Genomic DNA, 17,373 nt, shown 5'->3' with positions numbered 1-17,373 from the left:
ACCTTCAACGTTGCGAAAGTGGCTTTCGCAACGCGTCGACCAAGACGGTCACTGCGCCCCGGGAAGAAGGCCGACCGCGCCTCGCGCGACCTGCGACCACGCGAGGCGGCCGAAGAGGTAGTGGCAGGCGACCTGTTCGCTGGTGAACCGCGCCCAGTCGTACCGGTTGCCCTGCTCACGCCAGAAGACCTCCCAGGCGGGCTCGGCGCCTTCCTCCTCGGTGCGCATGAGGCACCACGCGTTGTCCGCCTCCGCGCCGACCGACACCACTTCGGGCGGCACGCCCAGTGCGGCCAGCCACCGCAGGATCGTCCCCGTGTTCACCGAACCTCCCCCGTGACGTCCGCCAGGAAGCCCAGCGTGACGAGTTCATCGGCGCCCAGCACCGTGTGGAAACGCACCCCGCCGCCGGGCTGGCCGAACCATCCTGCGGTCACCGAGCGCCAGACCGGCAGCGGCCGCACGACGCGGTAACGCCGATACGAGGTGACCTGATCGGGTGGCAGCGAGCGCATCGAGAACAAGGTCGCGTCCTCGGCGAACACCCGGCCGTGCTGATCCCCGAAGCGGTCGAGATGGGTGCCCACTTCCAGCATCACCGGCCTCGCCGGATCGGCGCCGTCCGGCCACAGATAGCCCGTTCCGGTCACGAAACGCGCTTTCCAGTCCTCTTCGGACATTCCGCCCCACGGATCGTGTCCCCTGGTCAACTCCGCCGGTGGCGCGACGCCCGGAGCCGTCGGCGAGCGCCGGAAACCGCTGCTGACGTGGGACAACGCGTCCAGGTCGTCGAGCACGTCCGCCTCGGGGTGGTCCCGCGGGCCGGAGCCGCCCTCGGGGAGCGGCAGCTGGCGCGCGGGTTTTCCCATCGCGACCGGCAGATGCCCGATGGGGAACATGTGCACGAGGAACAGCGCGATCACGCTCTCCCGTTCGGTCCGCAAGGCCCCCATGGGCGGCGGAGCGACGGGCTGGGGCGGAAACGGCACTCGCAGCGGCGCCACCGCGGGCGGCCACGGCGAAGGCGCGTACGGAGCGCGCGCCCCGTGCGGCGGGGTCGGGGCGTCGTACTCGGCAGGCAGCCGGATCGGGCCCGTTCCGGCCTCGCTCGGATCGGTCACCGCACCTCCCCCAAGGAATCGGACCCCACCGGTGAACGGGGGAGGCAGCGGACAGGACGCGTTACGACCTTAGCGCCGACCGGCGTTCTCGTCGGCGGATACCCGAAAGCGCGTCAAGGCCCGCGCGGACGTCTCGGCCAGGTTCCGCGAACCTCATCCGGCGAGCGCGTTGACCACCCTGGACGGGCTCGGCCTGCCCAGCTTCCCGGCCATCCACTTGCTCGTCGCGACCAGCGCGTCGAGATCGACACCGGTTTCGACGCCGAGACCGTCGAGCATCCACACGAGGTCTTCGGTGGCGAGGTTCCCGGTGGCCGACTCGGCGTACGGGCAGCCGCCGAGGCCGCCGGCGGATGAGTCCACAGTGGACACACCGCAGCGGAGGGCGGCCAGTGTGTTCGCGAGCGCCTGGCCGTAGGTGTCGTGGAAATGGACGGCAAGGGTGCCGACGTCGGCGAACTGCCCGATCAACGCCTCGACCTGGCCCGCGGTGGCGACGCCGATGGTGTCGCCGAGCGAGAGCTGCGAGCAGCCGAGGTCGAGGAGTCGTTTACCCACTCCGGCGACCTGCGCGGCCGGGACGGCGCCTTCCCACGGATCGCCGAAGCACATCGACACGTACCCGCGGACGTCGAGACCTTCGGCCCGCGCCCTGGTGACGACCGGCTCGAACATCGCGAACTGGTCGTCCACCGTCGAGTTGAGGTTCTTCTTGGCGAAGGTTTCGGTGGCGCTGGCGAAGATCGCGATATGCGAGACCCCGGCCTCCAGCGCCCTGTCCAGCCCGCGTTCGTTCGGAACGAGCACCGGGTACCGGACGCCTTCGCGCTTTTCGAGCCCGGCCAGGAGCTGCTCGGCGTCGGCCAGCTGCGGCACCCACTTCGGGCTCACGAAACTGGTCGCCTCGAGCGTGGTCAGCCCGGCGGCGGCGAGCTTGTCCAGGAACTCCAGTTTGACCTCGACCGGGACGATCGACTTCTCGTTCTGGAGACCGTCACGCGGACCGACCTCCCAGATCGTCACCCGCTCCGGCAACGCGGCCGCCGACGGGACGCGGTCGGGCAGCCCCAGCTCTCGCGTGCCCATCAGCGGCGCCGGTTTCCGCGCGGCGGGTGCCCCTGCGGCGGAAGCGGTTCGGTCTGCTGCGGCGCACCCGGCGCGAAGTCGTCGTACGGGTTGTCGTTGACTTCGCGATAGATGACCGTGTGCACCCGCTCGACCTTGGGGATGTCGTCGAACTTCAGCGGTTCGTCCGAAGCGGACTCGATCACCAGCGTGCCGCAGCCGAACACGCGGTCCAGCAGTCCGTGCTCGAACTGGACGCTGTTGATCCGCGACAGCGGGATGTCGATCCCGGTCCGCTTGAGCACACCTTCACGGGCGATCAGCCGGTCCGTGGTCACGATGAAATGCGTCGTGCGCCAGCGGACGAACGGTGCCAGGAAGAGCCACACGACGAGACCGAGCCCGACCGCGGCGATCGCGATCTCGGAGATCAGGTCCCACGGGGCCGCCGCGTCCTTCGCGACGACGGCCAGCCAGATCCCCACGCCGAGGGTGATGATCAGCGCGAGGAACGGGAAGATCAGCATCTTGAAATGCGGGTGACTGTGCACCACGACGTGCTCGTTTTCGCTGAGCAAATCGTCCGGATAGGCCACGACGGACGCTCCCAAAGTGTGTTCGGCGCTGGTGAGCTCACCGTACCGGCGAACGGTCCCGGCGGAAGAGGAGACGCCGGAAATCGAGACACACGGATCAGGCCTTGGCGGGCCGCACGTGGACGACGTCGCCGGCGAACACCGTGTACCGCTCACCACCCGGAACGTCGACCTGGAGCTGACCGGCGGGATCGATGTCGGCGGCGCGTCCGGTCAGCGCCGAGCCGTCGGGCAGCTGGACCTCGACGTCCTGGCCCAGCGTGGCGCAGTACCGCCGGTAGTCCCCGAGCAACCCGGCCTCGGCCAGCGACCCGCCGGCGAGCCGCCAGCGCCGTTCGAGCTCGTCGAAGCCGGTGAGCAACCGCGAGGCGATCTCGGCGCGATCGGTCTCCGTCGCACCCTGCTCGGCCAGCGAGGTCGCGGGCAGGCCGCCGGGCCCGGCAGGGACGTTCTCGCCGAGCGGGAGCACGTTCAGGCCGATGCCGAGGATCACGGTGGTGTCGTCGCCGGCGACGGCCTCCGCCAGGATGCCCGCGCATTTGGCGCGCTCGGGACCGGCGAGGACGTCGTTCGGCCACTTGAGGACGGCGTCGACGCCGAGTCCCGCGGCGACCTCACGGACCGCGAGACCCGCGACGACGGAAAGTGAACCCAAATTGGCGAACGGGACGCCGCCGGGACGCAGCAGGACACTGACGTAGAGGCCCGATCCCTTCGGCGAGGCCCACTGCCGCGCGCGGCGGCCGACTCCGGCCGTCTGCTCTTCGGCGATCAGCACCGTGCGGTCTTCGGCGCCCTTCGCGGCGGCTTCCCGCAGGTCGGCGTTGGTGGACCCGGTACTCGCCACGATCTGGATCGCGGCGTACCGGCCGGACAGCGTGGCACCCAGACGCCCTGCGTCGAGCACTCCCGACTCACTCATTCGTCCAGAATATGAGAGTCCCCCTAACGTGCAAGGCGTTCGCTCGTTACCCAGAGGTGGTCTCCAATAACCTGGACGGCGTGACTGAGCCCGACCCGGCCCCGAGCGCGCCCGAAACCAGCCGGAAGAAGTCGTGGGCGCACGGCGTGGCGATGCGCGGCCTGGTCGCCCTCCCCCTGGTCGCGGGGCTCGCGACGGCGGGCTGGCTGCTCGCGGGCGGCAACGATCCCGTGCCGGCGGACGGGCGCCAGCCGATTCCCGTTCCGGCCGCTAAGCAGGATCCGGCCACCGTCGGCGGCGGCGCGGGCCCGTCGGTGCTCGAAGTCAGCGCGCCGGTGAAGGCGCAGGAGACGCCGAAGGGCGCCCGGCCGCTCGAAGAGTGGGCCAACAAGCTCGCCGGGGCGCTCGACATCCCTGCGAAGTCGCTCATGGGATACGCGAACGGCGAACTGGCGCTGCGCGGCGAGCAGCCGAACTGTCACCTGTCCTGGGTCACCCTCGCCGGGATCGGCGCGGCGAGCTCGAACCACGGACGCGGCGGCGACAACCCGCTCGGCCTGTCGGCGCAGCAGTGGAAGAAGCATGGCGCGTCGATCCCCGGTATCGCGAAACCCGCGCTCACCGATCCCGACTCCGCGTCGGTCGCCGCCGGCCGCGCCCTGTGCGCTTCCGGAGCCGACCTCGGCGGCGGCAACGGCTGGTGGAAGGCCATCGCCGGTTACCAGGGCGGCAAGGGCAACGACGCCGAACTGTTCCGCCAGCGTGTCCTTGGCAACGCTCAGCTGTACGCGACCCTGTCCCTCGACCCGGCGCGGGCCGGCAGCCCCGCCGTGAAGGCGACGCGGTTCGCCCTCGGCCAGCTGGGCCTCCCGTACGTGTGGGGTGGCAACGGCCCCGAGGCGGGCGCGGCGGGCTTCGACTGCTCCGGCCTGACCAAGAAGTCCTATGACGAAGCCGGGATCTCGCTCCCCCGGACCGCGGACAGCCAGTTCCGGGCGCTGCCGCAGGTGTCCGGCGAACCGAAGCTCGGCGACCTCGTGTTCTACGGCAACCCGGCGACGCGGATCCACCACGTCGGGCTGTACCTCGGGAACGGGCTGATGATCAACGCGCCCACCCAGGGCCAGGCGGTCCAGATCCACACGTATCACTCGAAGGGCGACGACTACACGGGTGCAGGACGGCCCGCGGCCTGAACCGGCACCACCGCCGAACGCCACGTCGGAAAGCCGCCAGCGACGCCGGTGATCCTTTCGTAGCGTCCGGACATGCGCATTCGACACCGTGACCGGGAGCCCCGGGTACACGCCGACGCCTACGTGGCACCGACCGCGACCCTCATCGGGGACGTGGAAGTGGCCGCCCACGCACGTGTTCTGTCGGGCGCCGTGCTGGACGCCGAAGGCTCACGGGTGACGGTCGGCGAATACAGCATCATCGGCGAGCACGCCGTGCTCCGCGCGTCCGCGGTGGCCGGACCGCAACCGGTCGACGTCGGAGATCACGTACTCGTCGGCCCGCACGCGACCCTGCTGGGTTGCACGGTCGGCCGGTGCTCCTACCTGGCGACAGGGGTGACCGTGCTGCAGACCGCGCGGCTCGCCGAGGGCACCACCGTCGCGGTCGGTGCCCTGGTGCACGCGCGCGCCGAGACCCCGGCCGAGTACTTCGTGCCGCCCTTCACGGTCGCGCTGGGCGACCCGATCCGGCTGCTCGCCCCCGGCGACCCGGCCTTGCCCGACGCCATCCGCGAGGTGGGCTTCGCCGAAACCGCGTTCGGAGCCACAGCGACCTGGACCGACCGGATCCGGCGCGCCGAACACGCCACCGAAACACGCTCGGCCGAGCTCGGTGCCCACCAGGACGACGTCGTGCTCTGACCTCAACCGGCCAAGACACTCCTGGGCTCCGGCAGCGGCGATTACCGTGGCGCCCATGCGTTCGATCGAGTTCCGCAGGATCTCCACGAGACCGGCCGAGCGGGAAACGTCGCTTCAGTTCCTGATCGACGGAGTTTCGTTTCTGGAGCTGGTGCGCGAGGCCGAACTTCCCGGCGCGCTCGCGGAACAGAAGGAGCGCGCCGAGGAATTCCCGACGGAACCCGCGCCCTTGCTCGCCGGGGATTACGCTCCCTCGACGAGGCTTTCCGTCGAGCATCTCCTCGGTGGAGCGCCGGATCGCGTTCCGCACGGCGTCGAAGACGACGAGCACCTCTTGCTGGGGTGCACCTGCGGTATCGACGACTGCTGGGCACTGGTGGCGAAGATCGTGGCCGACGACGACACGGTGACTTGGTCGGCTCTCCGCAATACGTACCGGGACTGGGATTACGGCGGCATCGGTGAGCTGACGTTCTCGCGGCGGCAGTACGAGAAGGCGCTCGACACGGCGTTCGGTGTCGCTTAGCGGCTGGGTGTCCAGCGCAGCCGGTGAACGGCGGGCATCGGCATGTCCCGGGAGAACGACCAGCCGATCCCCGGCCTGACCCCGGCCAGCAAGCGGGAGACGAAGGTTCCGTGACTGCCCACCAGCACGACACCGCCGTCGTGCTCCGCCGCGAGCCGATCGACGGCGGCCATCGCGCGCGCCGTCAGCTGCCGCAGGCTCTCGGCACCCGGGCGCGCGAAATCCGGATCCGCCCAGCTGTGCTCGTAGTGCACGGCGTAGTCCGGTGTCGGTTCCAGGCCCGAGTCCCACTCGCGTAGTTCCCAGCGGGTCGTGACTTCGAGCCCGGCCTTCCTGGCCGCGGGCTCGACCGTCGCGACCGCTCGCCGGTACGGACTCGACACGACCGCCGTCGGCTTCATCGCGGCGAGCTGGTGTGCGAGCAGTTCCGCGGCCGCCACGCCCGCCGCGGTCAGTGGCCGCTCCGGATCGTCGGGCTTTCCCGGCGAAGGCGGAACGGACTCGGCGTGCCGGACCAGGACGACCTCGCAGCTCACGCCCGCTCGGCCAGCCACTCGAGCGCGGCCTCCCCATGACGGAGCACCGAGACGTGCCCGTCCTCGGGAAAGACGCGCGACTCCGCCGTCGCGCACTGCCGGGTCAGCCATTCGCCGTGCGCGACCGGCACGATCCGGTCCGCGCCACCGTGCAGAATCAGGACCGGGGCCTGGACGTCGGACGGCCGGAAGCCCCACGGCGCGACGTACGCGAGATCGTCGTCGATCAGCGCGCCGGGCCCGTCCTCGACCGCGGGGCCGACCACGTCGAGCACCCAGTTCCAGTCACCCGCCAGAGCCGCGTGATCCGCCGGGGTGAACATCTCGGCGTCGTATTCGGCGGTCGCCTCGTACCGCTCCTTTTCCTCCCGGCCCGCCACGGCCGCCCGCAGAGAGCCGGCTCCCGCCGCGCCCATCCCCGCGAACCAGTCCAGCTCCTCGGCGTCGTACGGAGCCGGACTCGCGACGCAGACCATCGCCGTCACCCGTTCCGGCAACAGGGCCGCGCAGGCGAACGCGTGCGGTCCGCCTCCCGAATGCCCGAAGACCGCGAACCGCTCGATCCCCAGGGCGTCGGCGATCTTCTCGACGTCCGACGCAGCCGACGCGACATCGCGGCCGGGCCGCGGCGAGGAACCGCCGTAACCGGGCCGGTCGTAGGAGACCCACCGCAACCCGAGCCGCTCGGCGGCGGCGAACAGCGGAACCGGCGGGGCGCCGATGTTCGGGGCGCCGTGGTGCCAGAAGACCACCCGCCCGGTCCCGCCCGTGTCGTACGTGTGCAGGGTGGTCCCGTCCCCCAGGTCCACGTCGGACTCGTTCACCATGGCCCGAGCGTAGGGCACCCTGGAGCCATGTCCCGCTATCACGAGATCAAGCACCGCGTGGCGACGACCCTTCAGCGTCACGTCGGCAACCCGATCCTCGGCCGCCTGCCCGCGCAGCCGATCCTGGAGACCACCGGCCGCAGGTCCGGGGAGCCGCGGCGGACGCCGATCGGTGGCCGCCGGGTGGGCCGCTCGTTCTGGATCGTCTCGGAGTTCGGCGAGAAGTCGCAGTACGTCCGCAACATCCAGGCCGATCCGCGGGTCCGGCTCCGGCTCAAGGGGCGGTGGCACACCGGCACGGCGCGCCTGCTGCCCGACGACGACGCCCGTGCCCGGCTGAAGACCCTGCCCACGGTCAACAGCGCCGCCGTGCGGGCGATCGGCACGAACCTCCTCACCATCCGGGTCGACCTCGACGACTGAACGTTTGCCTTGACGCCAAGGGCAAGGTTTACGCTCGGCTCCATGCGGATCGGCGAACTCGCCGCGCGTACCGGAACCACCACCCGCGCGCTGCGTTTCTATGAGTCACAAGGGCTTCTCGACGCACGGCGCGCGTCGAACGGCTACCGGGAGTACGACGAGGACGACTACCGCCTGGTGAACGAGATCCTGACCCTGCAAGCGGTCGGGCTCAGCCTCGAAGACACCAGGCCGTTCGTCGAGTGCCTGCGCGCCGGGCACGAGACGGGCGACTCGTGCGCCGATTCGATCGAGGTCTACCAACGCAAACTCGCCGAGGTGGACGCCTGTCTGGCCAGGCTCAACGACGTGCGGGAAAGCCTGCTGACCAAGCTGGCGGGCGCGCTGAAAACGCCGCCTGGGCCGTGCGTCGTCGTGCCGCGAAACGAGGAGGCCTGAATGACCCTTTCCGTCGTCACCGACGAAACCTTCCAAGAGCTCGTCCTCGATCAGGACACGCCCGTCCTGGTGGACTTCTGGGCGCAATGGTGCCCGCCCTGCCACATGATCGCGCCGGTGCTCGAACAGATCGCCGAGGAACGCGCCGGCTCGCTGCTCATCCGCAAGCTCAATTCCGACGAGAATCCGCTCACGGCACGGAATTATCAGGTCATGTCGCTGCCGACGCTGATCCTCTTCCGGGGCGGGAGTCCAGTGTGGACGACCGTCGGGGCGCGGCCGAAGGCCAAGCTGCTGGCCGACCTGGACGCCGCTCTGCAGCCCGCTCTCTCGTGAGTGAGATGGCACTGGGGAGACGTCACACCGCACTCGCGTGATCAGGCGCGTAACTCACGTGATCAGACATGTAACTCGCGTGCTTGGAGACGGAACTCGGGTGATCGGACGCCGGACATCGAGTGCGGCATCCAAACACGCGAGTTACGCACCTGATCACGCGAGTTACGTCTTCGCTCCACCCCGCCACCCGGGCGAAGGGCTCTTCACCGCAGACCTGGTTGTGAAGGCGCCCTTCGCCCCATCGGACGTGGTGAAGGGCGCCTTCGCCCCATCGGACGCGGTGAAGGGCGCTTTCACCTCACCGCCGCCCAGCACGCTGAAGTAATTGTGTTGCGCGAGCGGCCGTCCGTTCGCATCCTTCTCCCATGACTTCGACCCTCGCCTTCCTGACCCCGTCCTCCGTCGTCCGACGGGTGCGAGTGCAGCAGCAGGCCGGGTCCTGGCGGAGGCCGACACCAGTCCGACCGTGAACGCCGCGCTCGTCGCGGGCCTGCTCGCCGGCTACGGCATCGCCATCCCGGTGGGCGCGGTCGGGACCTATCTCGTGGTACTGACGGCCAGGTCGGGGCTCAAGATCGGCGCGTACGCCGCGCTCGGGGTCGCCACGGCCGACGGGTTGTACGCCCTGGTCGCGGTTCTCGGCGGCGGCAGGCTCATCCCCGTCATCGAACCGATCGCCGTACCGCTGCGCTGGGCATCGATGGTGGTGCTGCTCGCACTGGCCGTCCACATCGGACTCAGCGGGATCCGGAACCACCGTGCCTCCGCGAATTCCGAGGTGACACAGCCGGTCGTGATCGGGCCGGTGAAGGCTTACGTGAGCCTCCTCGGGATCACGCTGCTGAACCCGATGACGGTGGTCTACTTCGCGGCGCTCGTACTCGGCAGCGAGGACATGGCCGCCGCGAGCGGAGCGGAACACGTGGTCTTCGTGGCGGCGGCGTTCGCGGCCTCGGCCAGCTGGCAAGTGCTCCTCGCGGGTGGCGGCGCCGTACTCGGCAAGGCGTTGACCGGACGCCGCGGGCGGCTGGTGACCGCGCTGGCGTCGAGCGCGCTCATCGCCGTGCTCGGCCTGCGGCTGCTCTGGTGAAGAAACAGCCGGGAATCGAGGACCGTGGTTGTCCGCATCGGTTGCGAGGCTGTGCCCATGACCGAAACCCAGGAACGCTCAGCCTCCCTCCATTCCTACCTCGCCTACAGCGACGCCCCCAAGGCCCTCCGCTGGCTCGAACGCGCCTTCGGCTTCGAGACCGTCATGGAGTTCCCCGACGACAAAGGCCTGATCCTGCATGCGGAACTACGGCTCGGCGCGGTCGGGATCGTCGTGTTCAGCGCGGAAGAGGACTACGACCGCCCGGCACGCAAGGGCGAAACCGTCGGCCACGGCCTCTACGTGAGCCTTCCGACGCAGGAAGCCGTGGACGCCGTTTACGCCTCCGCCATCGAAGCCGGCGCGACGTCGGTCTGGGAACCGGCGGATACCGAATGGGGCAACTACCGCTGCCGCGTCGACGATCTCGAAGGTTACGAATGGACCTTCGGCACGTACGTCTTCGGAGCCCCGCAAAGCTAAAGCAACCGCGCGAACCACTCGCGGGTGCGGCGAAGGAGATCCAGCTGGTGTGCCCGTTCGGAGATCCTGTGGCCTTCGCCGGGATAGACGACGAGATCGTGCTCGACGCCGAAGTGGCGTAGCGCGCGGTGGAAGAATTCCGCCTGGGACAACGGGACGTTGGTGTCGTCCGCACCGTGCACGATCAGCACGGGGGTCTCGATCTTCGACGCGTAGGAGATCGGGCTGAGCTGATCATGCCGGTGCGGGCCTGTCCCTTCCCAGCCGACACTCCCGCCGTGCCCGGCTTCCACCATGGGGCCGAGTTCGCCGGTCGCGGCGAGCATTCCCCAGTCACAGATCCCGGCGACCATCAGCGCCGCCTTGAACCGGTGGGTCTGCCCGACGGCCCAAGCCGTCATGAATCCGCCGTGACTCCCGCCCGCGATCCCGAGCCGCTCCGGATCGGCCACTCCTTCGGCGACGAGGAGATCGATCCCTGTCTCGAGGTCGCTCCATTCCTCCAGACCCACCCGTCCCGCGACGGAAGCGGCGAATTCGTGCCCATGGCCTTGTCCCCCACGGGGATTCGGCAGGAAGACGGCGTGGCCCGCCAAGGCCAGCCATTGCGCCGACGGGTACCAGCCAAGCATGAAGCCGTCCGCGGACCGGTCGTACGGTCCGCCGTGGACCCGCGTGATCAACGAGAAAGGTCCATCGGCCCGGGTCTTTCCCGGCGGCAGAACGAGCAGTCCGTCCAGCGCGAGGCCATCGGAAGCCTTGTAGGACAAGCGTTCCTGCGATCCCCAGCGAATCTCGGCGAACTCCGGCGCCGTGTCGCTGACCCGCGTCAGGGCACCACCAACAGGTCCACAATGGACATCCTTTGAACGATGAGCGGTGCTCAGCACGATGACCACGATTTCGCCGTTCGAGGCCAGCGCATCGGCTTGTCCGCGCCACAACGACACTTCGCCGGAACCGAGCCGGTGAAGGGCCGTGTCGAGGCCGTCGGCGACGAGCATCAGCGGAGCACCGGAATCGACCTGCGCGAGCCTGACCGGACAGGCCGACTCCGGTGTCAGGTTCCGGTGTTCCCCCGTTTCCACGGGCACGTCGAAGACCGCCCTGCCACCCACCGGTTCCGGATTCCCGAGGTACGCGACGTGCCAGCCGTCCTCGTCCCGCCACCAAACGGGACAGGCGGCTTCGAGCGCGGCCCGGCCGAGGTCACGCCGTTCCCCGGTTTCCAGGTCCAGCAAGGAAAGCCGGGGGTCGAGCGCGCCGTGATCGAGTTCCGGGGTCGGCCAGGTCACCACGGCGAGTGCTTTGTCGTCTTGGCGACCCGCGACGGCGACCACGTGGTCTTCGAGCAGCGTCGTGATCTCACCGGTTCCCGGGTCGAAACTCCGCAGCCGCGCCGGGCGAAGGCTCTCACTCCAGACCCAGATTCCGGCGGCGGGCGTCTCGTCCTCGGCGATGAACACGATCCGGTCGCGCATCGGGAGGAACCCGGTGATCTCGCTCCGCCAGGCGAACAGCGGCCCGTCCTCCGTGTGAATCAGCCCGTCCCGGAGGAAGTAGAGGGAATCCGATGACCACTTCGGCGAAGAGCCCTCGGCCACCTTTCGAGGCTGCCGATCGCCTTCCGCGAGCCAGATCTCGGGGACGCCCTTCGCGATGGTGTCGACCTGGTAGGCGACCCACCGCCCGTCCGGGGAGAGCACGGGATCCGAGGGGAAGCGGCTGTCGACGATCAGCTCAGCGGTCAGCATGGGTTCATCCTGCCGACAAAGCCTTCCCCAGCGCATCGAGCCAGTCACCCGTGCCCTGCTCGCGCCATGCCGGTTCTTCGTGGCCGTCGAGGAAGGTGCCCTGCTCGATCAACGTCAGCCGGGTGCCGCCTTCCTCCGCTTCGAGCAGGATCGTCGTGACCGAAACGGTCGCCAGGACGTCGTCCGCGGAGAGCTTCCCCGCGTAGACGATCCGCTCGTTTTCCGCGATGTCCTCGTAGCGGGCCTCGAAAACCATCCGCTCGCCTTCGGCGGGGCCGGTGATGACCTCACGGCCGCCGACCCGGAAGTCCAGGGAGTGCCCGCCGCCGGGCACGGTGATCCAGCCGGCCTTCGCGGCCGGGTCCGACCAAGCCGCGAAAACGCGTTCCGGCGCCACGGGGTAGACGCGCTCGAGGGAGAACGTGGCGTGTTTGACGGTCATGACCGTTTCCCTTCGTCGGAGTCCAGAAAGCCGCCAAGGCGATCGAGCCGGTGTTCCCAGCCGGTGCGCTGCCCGCCGAGCCAGTCCTCGGCCATCCGCAGGCCGTCCGGTTCGAGGTGGCAGGTGCGAACACGCCCCGCCTTCTCCGACCGGACGAGCCCGCTGGCCTCCAGCACCTGGAGGTGCTGCATCACGGCGGGCAGCGACATCGACAACGGCTGCGCGAGCTCCCCCACCGAGGCGGGTCCCCGGGTGAGGCGCTCGATCATTTCGCGGCGCGTTCCGTCGGAAAGCGCCTTGAACACCTGGTCCATGCGTTGGTTAGGCACATGCTTAACTATCCGCCCTCGTCGAGCGATAGTCAAGTAAGTGCTTAACTTTCCGCGGTCATGCCTTCGACGAGCAGCCACTGCGACGCGAGGTACGACGTCAGCACGAAGGTTTCGAGATTGGCACGCACCCGCTCGCTGGTGACGAAGTTGCGGCGGATCAGGATCGCCAGATCCGACACCGAGAACAGCAGCGCGCCGGCGGCTATCCAGGTGCGGCGATCACCCGACGGGACCACCATCCCGCCCGAAACCTTGGCCTTCGGCGCCAGCACCGGGTCGGCCGCGAGGGTCGACGTCGTGCTCAGCAGGCCTCCGTAGACCGAAAGCACCGAAGAGACCGGGGACGGCTTCGGCAACGCCATCGCGACCGCGGCCGCGGCCCACGCCGCCAGCCGGGGCGGCGCGGTCGCCGCGCGCGGGCGGGCACCGCGACGCCACAGCAGCGCGGAGTACAGCACCTGCATCACACCGAACGACGTCGCGCCCCTGATCAGCTGACCGTCCTCATCGGACCGGCCCATGAAGTGGTCGCCGGCACCCGCCGCGATCAACGCGGCGACGAGAAGGCCCTTCTCCCCCGGCGCGAGCCCCCGCGAACGCGCGACCCTGGCGGCGAGCACCGGGACCGCGGCGGGCTTGGTCGCGAGTCGCAGCCTCCGATTGCCTGACCTCGCGGAGTACACCGTGCCGATCGCGGCAGCGCCGAACAACACCCGTTCGGCGAACTTGAGGGCTTTCACAGACCACCTCCGGAACTTATTTCCGGGTAAGTTACCAGGAGGTCAGCTGCGTTCAGACCGCTTCGCGGAAGGTGTTCCGATACGCGCTCGGCGAGACCCCCAAGGCCGCCTGCAGATGCTGGCGCAGCGAAGCGGCGGTGCCGAAGCCCGCTTCGGTGGCGACCTTGTCCACCGGCAGATCGGTCTCTTCGAGCAGCTGACGGGCACGTTCGATCCGCTGCTGGGTCAGCCACTGCAACGCCGAAATCCCGACTTCGTCGCGGAACCGCCGTGTGAACGTCCTCGTGCTCATCGCCTCTTTCGCCGCCAGCTCGCGCAGTGTCAGCGGCCGGTCGAGGTTCTCCAGCGCCCAAGCACGCGCCGCGGCCGTCGAGGAGGACTGCGGCTCCGGCACCGGCCGCCGGATGAACTGCGCCTGCCCACCCTCGCGATGCGGCGAGACGACCGTTCCGCGCGCGACCTCGTTCGCGATCGCGGCACCGTGATCACAGCGGATCATGTGCAGGCAGAGATCGATCCCGGACGCGACGCCCGCCGCGGTCAGCACGTTCCCGTCGTCGGTGTAGAGCACGTTGGGATCGAGGTCGACCTTCGGGAACTTCGCCTGGAAATCCAGCGCCGAACGCCAGTGCGTGGTCGCCTTCCGGCCGTCGAGCAAGCCGGCGGCGGCGAGCACGAAGGCACCCGTGCAGATCGACGCGATCCTCGCCTCCGGCCGGATCAGCTCCAGCGCCCGCGCGAGCGGCTCGGTGAGGTCGTGCCCCGACGGCTCGTATTCGGTGGACGACGCCGGGATGACGACGGTGTCGGCCTCGGCCAGCACCTCCGGGCCGTGCGCGACCGAGATCGTGACGTCGGCGTCGGTCCGGATCTGCCCCGGTTCCGGCGCGCAGGTGACGACCTCGTAGAGCGGCTCGCCGTCGGGTGACTTGGCCGTACCGAACAGCCGGGTGACGATACCCAGCTCCATCACCAGCATTCCGTGGCGGACCAGCACGGCGACCCGATGACGGCCGGGATGCGGGAAAAAGCCCATGGCCCGATTCTTGCACATGTTGTCCATCGGGCCACTCGTCCCGGCACGGAGAACGCGCGACGGTGGGACCATGAACGTGTTGTGGATCTTCGCCCATCCGGAACCCCGGTCCCTCGGTGGCTCGCTGCGCGACGAGGGGTTGCGCGCCCTCCGCGCGCAGGGTGCCGACGTCCGGGAATCCGATCTGTACGCGATGAAATGGAAGGCCGTCGTCGACGCCGACGACTTCGGCCGGGCCGCTTCCCCGGACCGGCTCATCGTCGGCTCGACGTCGAAGAACGCCTTCGAGACCGGCGAACTCGGCGAGGACATCCGCGCCGAACACGAGAAACTGGCGTGGGCGGACACCGTGATCATCCAGTTCCCGCTGTGGTGGTACGGAATGCCCGCCATCCTCAAGGGCTGGTTCGACCGCGTCTTCGTCAAGGGTTTCGCGTACGGCGTCCAGCGTCCCGACGGCCGGACGGCGCGCTACGGCGAAGGGGCGCTGGCCGGGAAGCGCGCCATGGTCGTGCTGACCGCGGGGGCGCCGGAGGCCACGATCGGCCCGCGCGGGGTGAACGGCGAAATCGGCGACCTGCTGTTCCCGTTGCAGCACGGGACACTCTGGTACGCGGGCATGTCCGTCCTTCCCCCGCTGACGATCTGCGGCGCCGACCGCGTCTCGCCCGAGCAGTACGAAGCCGCCGCGGCATCGCTGCGCGAGCGGTTGCGGACGCTGGCCACTCAGGACCCGATCCCGTTCCGGCACCAGAACGGAGGCGATTACGACGACGATCTGGTGCTGCGTGAGGAACTCGCGCCGGGACAGCGCGGGATCGGCGTCCATCTGTCCCGATGATCTCCACCCTGGGGATGACCTCCGCCGGACGGACGCGCGTGTGCCGCATGTCCGGTTAAGTTCGCCGTATGAAACAGCCGTCGGCGCTCCCCCAGCGGGTGGCGTACGCGATCGACGCGCTCCTCGCGCTGGTGCTCGTCGTGGCCGTCGGCGGGAACCTGGCCGCGAGGACCTGGACGTTCCTCATCGCGATCCCGATATGGCTCGCCTGGGCGACGGTCGCCGCTTGCGGGATCGCGATCGCGCTGCGGCGCCACCGGCCCCTGATCGCCTACGGCCTCGGCCTCGGCAGCCTGGTGCCCGCCCTGCTCGCCGGCAACGGACTGGGCCCGGCCGCGCTCCTGGCCACCGCGTGCGCCCTGTACACGGTGGCGCTGGAATACCCACGCGCCCGCTCGCTGATCGCGATGGGCCTCGGCCTGGTCGTCGTCATGATCTTCGAGTTGCTGCGGCTCGGGCCGAACACGATCGCGTCGACGGCCTTCGCGGGTGGCGGGGTGGCGGGCTCGTGGGCACTCGGCTGGATGACGCGGCAGCGGCGCGCGAACCTGGCCCAGCTCGCGGAAACCCAAGCCGATCAGGCGGTTTCCGACGAACGGCTGCGCATCGCCCGCGAGATGCACGACGTCGTCGCGCACAGCATGAGCCTGATCGCGGTCAAGGCGGCCGTCGGCAACCACGTCGCGAAGGAACAGCCGGAAGAAGCCCGCGAAGCGCTGCGGGTCATCGAGCTCACCAGCCGCGAGACGCTCGTCGAACTCCGGCGGATGCTCGGCGTCCTCCGTTCCGGTGACGGGACGCCCGAGGCCGCGCTCGGCCCCGCGCCGAAACTCGCCGACCTGCGGACCCTAGCCGAACGCGCCGGACAGGCCGGGGTGCGGGTCGAACTGACCGGCGAAGTGGTGGACGACCTCCCCGAAGGTGTCGCGCTTTCGGTCTACCGCATCACGCAGGAGGCGGTGACCAACGTCGTGAAGCACGCGGGACCGTCGGCCTGCCGGGTCACGATCACCGAAGGCCCCGGCGAGGTCAGCGTCGAAATCGTCGACGACGGGCGCGGCGAAGGCTCGCCGTCGACGCCCGGCGGGCACGGTTTGATCGGCATGCGCGAACGCGTCGCCGTCTACGGTGGTGACTTCGAAGCGGGCCCGTTGCCCGCCGGGGGATTCCGGGTGTTCGCGCGGCTGCCGTACGCCGCCAAGGAAGTGGGGACACGATGATCCGCGTACTGATCGCCGACGACCAGGCGTTGCTGCGCGGCAGTTTCCGCGTGCTCGTCGACAGCGCGCCGGACCTCGAAGTCGTCGGGGAGGCGAGCGACGGCGCGGAGGCGGCGGAACTCGCCGAGAAGGAGCGCCCCGACGTCGTGCTGATGGACGTCCGCATGCCCGAGCTGGACGGCATCGAAGCGACCCGGCGGATCTGCGCGTCGGCCGCCACCGAAGGCGTCCACGTGCTGATGTTGACGACCTTCGACCTCGACGCCTACGTCTATTCGGCGCTGCGCGCGGGCGCGAGCGGATTCCTGCTGAAGGACACCCCGCCCGCCGAGCTGCTGACCGCGATCCGCGTCGTCGCGGCGGGCGAAGGACTGCTCGCGCCGTCGATCACGCGACGGCTCATCGCCGAGTTCGCGCGGCTGCCCGAGCCCGGGCAACGCGTCGCGGCGTCGCTGGACAACATCACCACCCGCGAACGCGAGGTCCTGAGCCTGATCGCGCGCGGACTGTCGAACGACGAGATCGCCGGGACCCTGCATCTCGGGCTGGCGACGGTGAAGACGCATATCGGCCACCTCCTGCACAAACTCGCGGCGCGGGACCGGGCGCAGCTGGTGATCGCGGCCTACGAGTCCGGGCTGGTGCGCGCCTCCGTCCAGTGACGTCCACGCGCTCACGCGTGTCGTCCATCCGGTCACGCGTGTCGTCCGTCGGATCACCTGTGTCGTCCATCCAGTCACGCCAAGCCTCCGTTTCGGGCGG

The 17,373-nt window shown here is 69.6% G+C and carries 23 protein-coding genes; 11 read left to right on the top strand and 12 right to left on the bottom strand.

Features of this window, described 5'->3' with window-relative positions; genetic code table 11:
• Positions 1–48: 48 nt before the first annotated feature.
• The 5 genes from ACFVM3_RS26220 to ACFVM3_RS26200 all read right to left on the bottom strand — a co-directional run bounded on the left by ACFVM3_RS26220 (position 49) and on the right by ACFVM3_RS26200 (position 3,704).
• A complete protein-coding gene (locus tag ACFVM3_RS26220) occupies positions 49–324 on the bottom strand; it encodes a hypothetical protein (protein WP_016331362.1) in 276 nt (91 codons plus the stop codon).
• Complete coding sequence (locus ACFVM3_RS26215) at positions 321–1,121, bottom strand: TNT domain-containing protein (RefSeq protein ID WP_378442614.1); 801 nt, start codon at positions 1,119–1,121, stop codon at positions 321–323. Before ACFVM3_RS26215 ends, ACFVM3_RS26220 begins: the two co-directional genes overlap by 4 nt.
• Before the next feature lie 153 nt (positions 1,122–1,274).
• The gene (locus ACFVM3_RS26210) at positions 1,275–2,207 is read right to left on the bottom strand and encodes a hydroxymethylglutaryl-CoA lyase (protein ID WP_378442612.1); all 933 of its coding nucleotides are present in this window, start codon (positions 2,205–2,207) and stop codon (positions 1,275–1,277) included.
• Positions 2,207–2,782, bottom strand: coding sequence for a PH domain-containing protein (locus ACFVM3_RS26205; protein ID WP_378442610.1), 576 nt, complete (start codon positions 2,780–2,782; stop codon positions 2,207–2,209). The genes ACFVM3_RS26210 and ACFVM3_RS26205 overlap by 1 nt, the downstream gene beginning before the upstream one ends.
• Positions 2,783–2,879: 97 nt before the next feature.
• A complete protein-coding gene (locus ACFVM3_RS26200; RefSeq protein WP_378442608.1) occupies positions 2,880–3,704 on the bottom strand; it encodes a biotin--[acetyl-CoA-carboxylase] ligase in 825 nt (274 codons plus the stop codon).
• A gap of 80 nt (positions 3,705–3,784) precedes the next feature.
• Here ACFVM3_RS26200 and ACFVM3_RS26195 point away from each other — a divergent pair, with 80 nt between their 5' ends.
• From ACFVM3_RS26195 to ACFVM3_RS26185, 3 genes are all read left to right on the top strand, one after another.
• A complete protein-coding gene (locus ACFVM3_RS26195; RefSeq protein WP_378442606.1) occupies positions 3,785–4,900 on the top strand; it encodes a C40 family peptidase in 1,116 nt (371 codons plus the stop codon).
• A gap of 72 nt (positions 4,901–4,972) precedes the next feature.
• Complete coding sequence (locus ACFVM3_RS26190) at positions 4,973–5,584, top strand: gamma carbonic anhydrase family protein (protein WP_378442604.1); 612 nt, start codon at positions 4,973–4,975, stop codon at positions 5,582–5,584.
• A 55-nt stretch (positions 5,585–5,639) separates the two neighbouring features.
• Positions 5,640–6,110, top strand: coding sequence for a hypothetical protein (locus ACFVM3_RS26185; protein WP_378442603.1), 471 nt, complete (start codon positions 5,640–5,642; stop codon positions 6,108–6,110).
• Here ACFVM3_RS26185 and ACFVM3_RS26180 read toward each other — a convergent pair.
• On the bottom strand, positions 6,107–6,664 hold the full coding sequence (locus ACFVM3_RS26180; RefSeq protein ID WP_378442601.1) for a histidine phosphatase family protein: 558 nt from the start codon (positions 6,662–6,664) through the stop codon (positions 6,107–6,109). The two genes, ACFVM3_RS26185 and ACFVM3_RS26180, sit on opposite strands and share 4 nt — an antisense overlap.
• The gene (locus tag ACFVM3_RS26175) at positions 6,643–7,473 is read right to left on the bottom strand and encodes an alpha/beta fold hydrolase (protein ID WP_378442599.1); all 831 of its coding nucleotides are present in this window, start codon (positions 7,471–7,473) and stop codon (positions 6,643–6,645) included. The genes ACFVM3_RS26180 and ACFVM3_RS26175 overlap by 22 nt, the downstream gene beginning before the upstream one ends.
• A 27-nt stretch (positions 7,474–7,500) precedes the next feature.
• On the opposite strand from ACFVM3_RS26175, the gene ACFVM3_RS26170 reads away from it, so the two are divergent.
• The 5 genes from ACFVM3_RS26170 (at position 7,501) to ACFVM3_RS26150 (ending at position 10,246) form a co-directional block, all read left to right on the top strand.
• Positions 7,501–7,896 carry a nitroreductase/quinone reductase family protein gene (locus tag ACFVM3_RS26170; RefSeq protein ID WP_378442597.1) on the top strand — a complete coding sequence of 132 codons (396 nt, stop codon included), beginning with the start codon at positions 7,501–7,503 and terminating at the stop codon, positions 7,894–7,896.
• A gap of 42 nt (positions 7,897–7,938) precedes the next feature.
• On the top strand, positions 7,939–8,334 hold the full coding sequence (locus ACFVM3_RS26165) for a MerR family transcriptional regulator (RefSeq protein ID WP_192746662.1): 396 nt from the start codon (positions 7,939–7,941) through the stop codon (positions 8,332–8,334).
• Complete coding sequence (gene trxA, locus ACFVM3_RS26160; protein ID WP_378442595.1) at positions 8,335–8,670, top strand: thioredoxin; 336 nt, start codon at positions 8,335–8,337, stop codon at positions 8,668–8,670. It begins immediately after the preceding gene.
• A 469-nt stretch (positions 8,671–9,139) separates the two neighbouring features.
• Positions 9,140–9,763 carry a LysE family transporter gene (locus ACFVM3_RS26155; RefSeq protein ID WP_378442593.1) on the top strand — a complete coding sequence of 208 codons (624 nt, stop codon included), beginning with the start codon at positions 9,140–9,142 and terminating at the stop codon, positions 9,761–9,763.
• Positions 9,764–9,820: 57 nt separating this feature from the next.
• Positions 9,821–10,246, top strand: coding sequence for a VOC family protein (locus tag ACFVM3_RS26150; RefSeq protein ID WP_378442591.1), 426 nt, complete (start codon positions 9,821–9,823; stop codon positions 10,244–10,246).
• Here ACFVM3_RS26150 and ACFVM3_RS26145 read toward each other — a convergent pair.
• Genes ACFVM3_RS26145 through ACFVM3_RS26125 form a run of 5 tightly spaced genes read right to left on the bottom strand, consistent with a single transcriptional unit; the run spans position 10,243 to position 14,577 of the window.
• Positions 10,243–12,000 carry a prolyl oligopeptidase family serine peptidase gene (locus ACFVM3_RS26145; RefSeq protein WP_378442589.1) on the bottom strand — a complete coding sequence of 586 codons (1,758 nt, stop codon included), beginning with the start codon at positions 11,998–12,000 and terminating at the stop codon, positions 10,243–10,245. The two genes, ACFVM3_RS26150 and ACFVM3_RS26145, sit on opposite strands and share 4 nt — an antisense overlap.
• Before the next feature lie 4 nt (positions 12,001–12,004).
• On the bottom strand, positions 12,005–12,442 hold the full coding sequence (locus ACFVM3_RS26140) for an SRPBCC family protein (RefSeq protein WP_378442587.1): 438 nt from the start codon (positions 12,440–12,442) through the stop codon (positions 12,005–12,007).
• The gene (locus ACFVM3_RS26135) at positions 12,439–12,756 is read right to left on the bottom strand and encodes an ArsR/SmtB family transcription factor (RefSeq protein WP_378240864.1); all 318 of its coding nucleotides are present in this window, start codon (positions 12,754–12,756) and stop codon (positions 12,439–12,441) included. Before ACFVM3_RS26135 ends, ACFVM3_RS26140 begins: the two co-directional genes overlap by 4 nt.
• A 59-nt stretch (positions 12,757–12,815) precedes the next feature.
• Positions 12,816–13,514: a lysoplasmalogenase family protein gene (locus tag ACFVM3_RS26130; protein WP_378442585.1), complete on the bottom strand. Its 699-nt coding sequence runs from the start codon at positions 13,512–13,514 to the stop codon at positions 12,816–12,818.
• A 52-nt stretch (positions 13,515–13,566) separates the two neighbouring features.
• On the bottom strand, positions 13,567–14,577 hold the full coding sequence (locus tag ACFVM3_RS26125) for a GlxA family transcriptional regulator (protein WP_378442583.1): 1,011 nt from the start codon (positions 14,575–14,577) through the stop codon (positions 13,567–13,569).
• A gap of 43 nt (positions 14,578–14,620) precedes the next feature.
• Between ACFVM3_RS26125 and ACFVM3_RS26120 the strand changes: the two genes are divergently transcribed.
• The 3 genes from ACFVM3_RS26120 to ACFVM3_RS26110 all read left to right on the top strand — a co-directional run bounded on the left by ACFVM3_RS26120 (position 14,621) and on the right by ACFVM3_RS26110 (position 17,273).
• Entirely contained in the window at positions 14,621–15,391 is a 771-nt protein-coding gene (locus tag ACFVM3_RS26120) for an NAD(P)H-dependent oxidoreductase (protein ID WP_378442581.1), read from the top strand.
• Positions 15,392–15,459: 68 nt separating this feature from the next.
• Positions 15,460–16,611, top strand: coding sequence for a sensor histidine kinase (locus ACFVM3_RS26115; RefSeq protein WP_378442579.1), 1,152 nt, complete (start codon positions 15,460–15,462; stop codon positions 16,609–16,611).
• Entirely contained in the window at positions 16,608–17,273 is a 666-nt protein-coding gene (locus ACFVM3_RS26110) for a response regulator transcription factor (protein ID WP_016331341.1), read from the top strand. Before ACFVM3_RS26115 ends, ACFVM3_RS26110 begins: the two co-directional genes overlap by 4 nt.
• Positions 17,274–17,373 lie beyond the last annotated feature (100 nt).

The organism is Amycolatopsis sp. NPDC057786, assembly GCF_042797905.1.
Taxonomy (GTDB): Bacteria; Actinomycetota; Actinomycetes; order Mycobacteriales; family Pseudonocardiaceae; genus Amycolatopsis.
This window is presented reverse-complemented; position numbering and strand designations above follow the sequence as displayed.

What these genes read in the sequence shown, in the direction of transcription:
- ACFVM3_RS26210 (WP_378442612.1), bottom strand. Translation starts at nt 2,207, where the DNA reads ATGGGCACGCGAGAGCTGGGGCTGCCCGACCGCGTCCCGTCGGCGGCC.
- ACFVM3_RS26200 (WP_378442608.1), bottom strand. Translation starts at nt 3,704, where the DNA reads ATGAGTGAGTCGGGAGTGCTCGACGCAGGGCGTCTGGGTGCCACGCTG.
- ACFVM3_RS26190 (WP_378442604.1), top strand. Translation starts at nt 4,973, where the DNA reads ATGCGCATTCGACACCGTGACCGGGAGCCCCGGGTACACGCCGACGCC.
- ACFVM3_RS26185 (WP_378442603.1), top strand. Translation starts at nt 5,640, where the DNA reads ATGCGTTCGATCGAGTTCCGCAGGATCTCCACGAGACCGGCCGAGCGG.
- ACFVM3_RS26175 (WP_378442599.1), bottom strand. Translation starts at nt 7,473, where the DNA reads ATGGTGAACGAGTCCGACGTGGACCTGGGGGACGGGACCACCCTGCAC.
- ACFVM3_RS26170 (WP_378442597.1), top strand. Translation starts at nt 7,501, where the DNA reads ATGTCCCGCTATCACGAGATCAAGCACCGCGTGGCGACGACCCTTCAG.
- ACFVM3_RS26165 (WP_192746662.1), top strand. Translation starts at nt 7,939, where the DNA reads ATGCGGATCGGCGAACTCGCCGCGCGTACCGGAACCACCACCCGCGCG.
- trxA (WP_378442595.1), top strand. Translation starts at nt 8,335, where the DNA reads ATGACCCTTTCCGTCGTCACCGACGAAACCTTCCAAGAGCTCGTCCTC.
- ACFVM3_RS26150 (WP_378442591.1), top strand. Translation starts at nt 9,821, where the DNA reads ATGACCGAAACCCAGGAACGCTCAGCCTCCCTCCATTCCTACCTCGCC.
- ACFVM3_RS26145 (WP_378442589.1), bottom strand. Translation starts at nt 12,000, where the DNA reads ATGCTGACCGCTGAGCTGATCGTCGACAGCCGCTTCCCCTCGGATCCC.
- ACFVM3_RS26140 (WP_378442587.1), bottom strand. Translation starts at nt 12,442, where the DNA reads ATGACCGTCAAACACGCCACGTTCTCCCTCGAGCGCGTCTACCCCGTG.
- ACFVM3_RS26135 (WP_378240864.1), bottom strand. Translation starts at nt 12,756, where the DNA reads ATGGACCAGGTGTTCAAGGCGCTTTCCGACGGAACGCGCCGCGAAATG.
- ACFVM3_RS26125 (WP_378442583.1), bottom strand. Translation starts at nt 14,577, where the DNA reads ATGGACAACATGTGCAAGAATCGGGCCATGGGCTTTTTCCCGCATCCC.
- ACFVM3_RS26120 (WP_378442581.1), top strand. Translation starts at nt 14,621, where the DNA reads ATGAACGTGTTGTGGATCTTCGCCCATCCGGAACCCCGGTCCCTCGGT.
- ACFVM3_RS26115 (WP_378442579.1), top strand. Translation starts at nt 15,460, where the DNA reads ATGAAACAGCCGTCGGCGCTCCCCCAGCGGGTGGCGTACGCGATCGAC.
- ACFVM3_RS26110 (WP_016331341.1), top strand. Translation starts at nt 16,608, where the DNA reads ATGATCCGCGTACTGATCGCCGACGACCAGGCGTTGCTGCGCGGCAGT.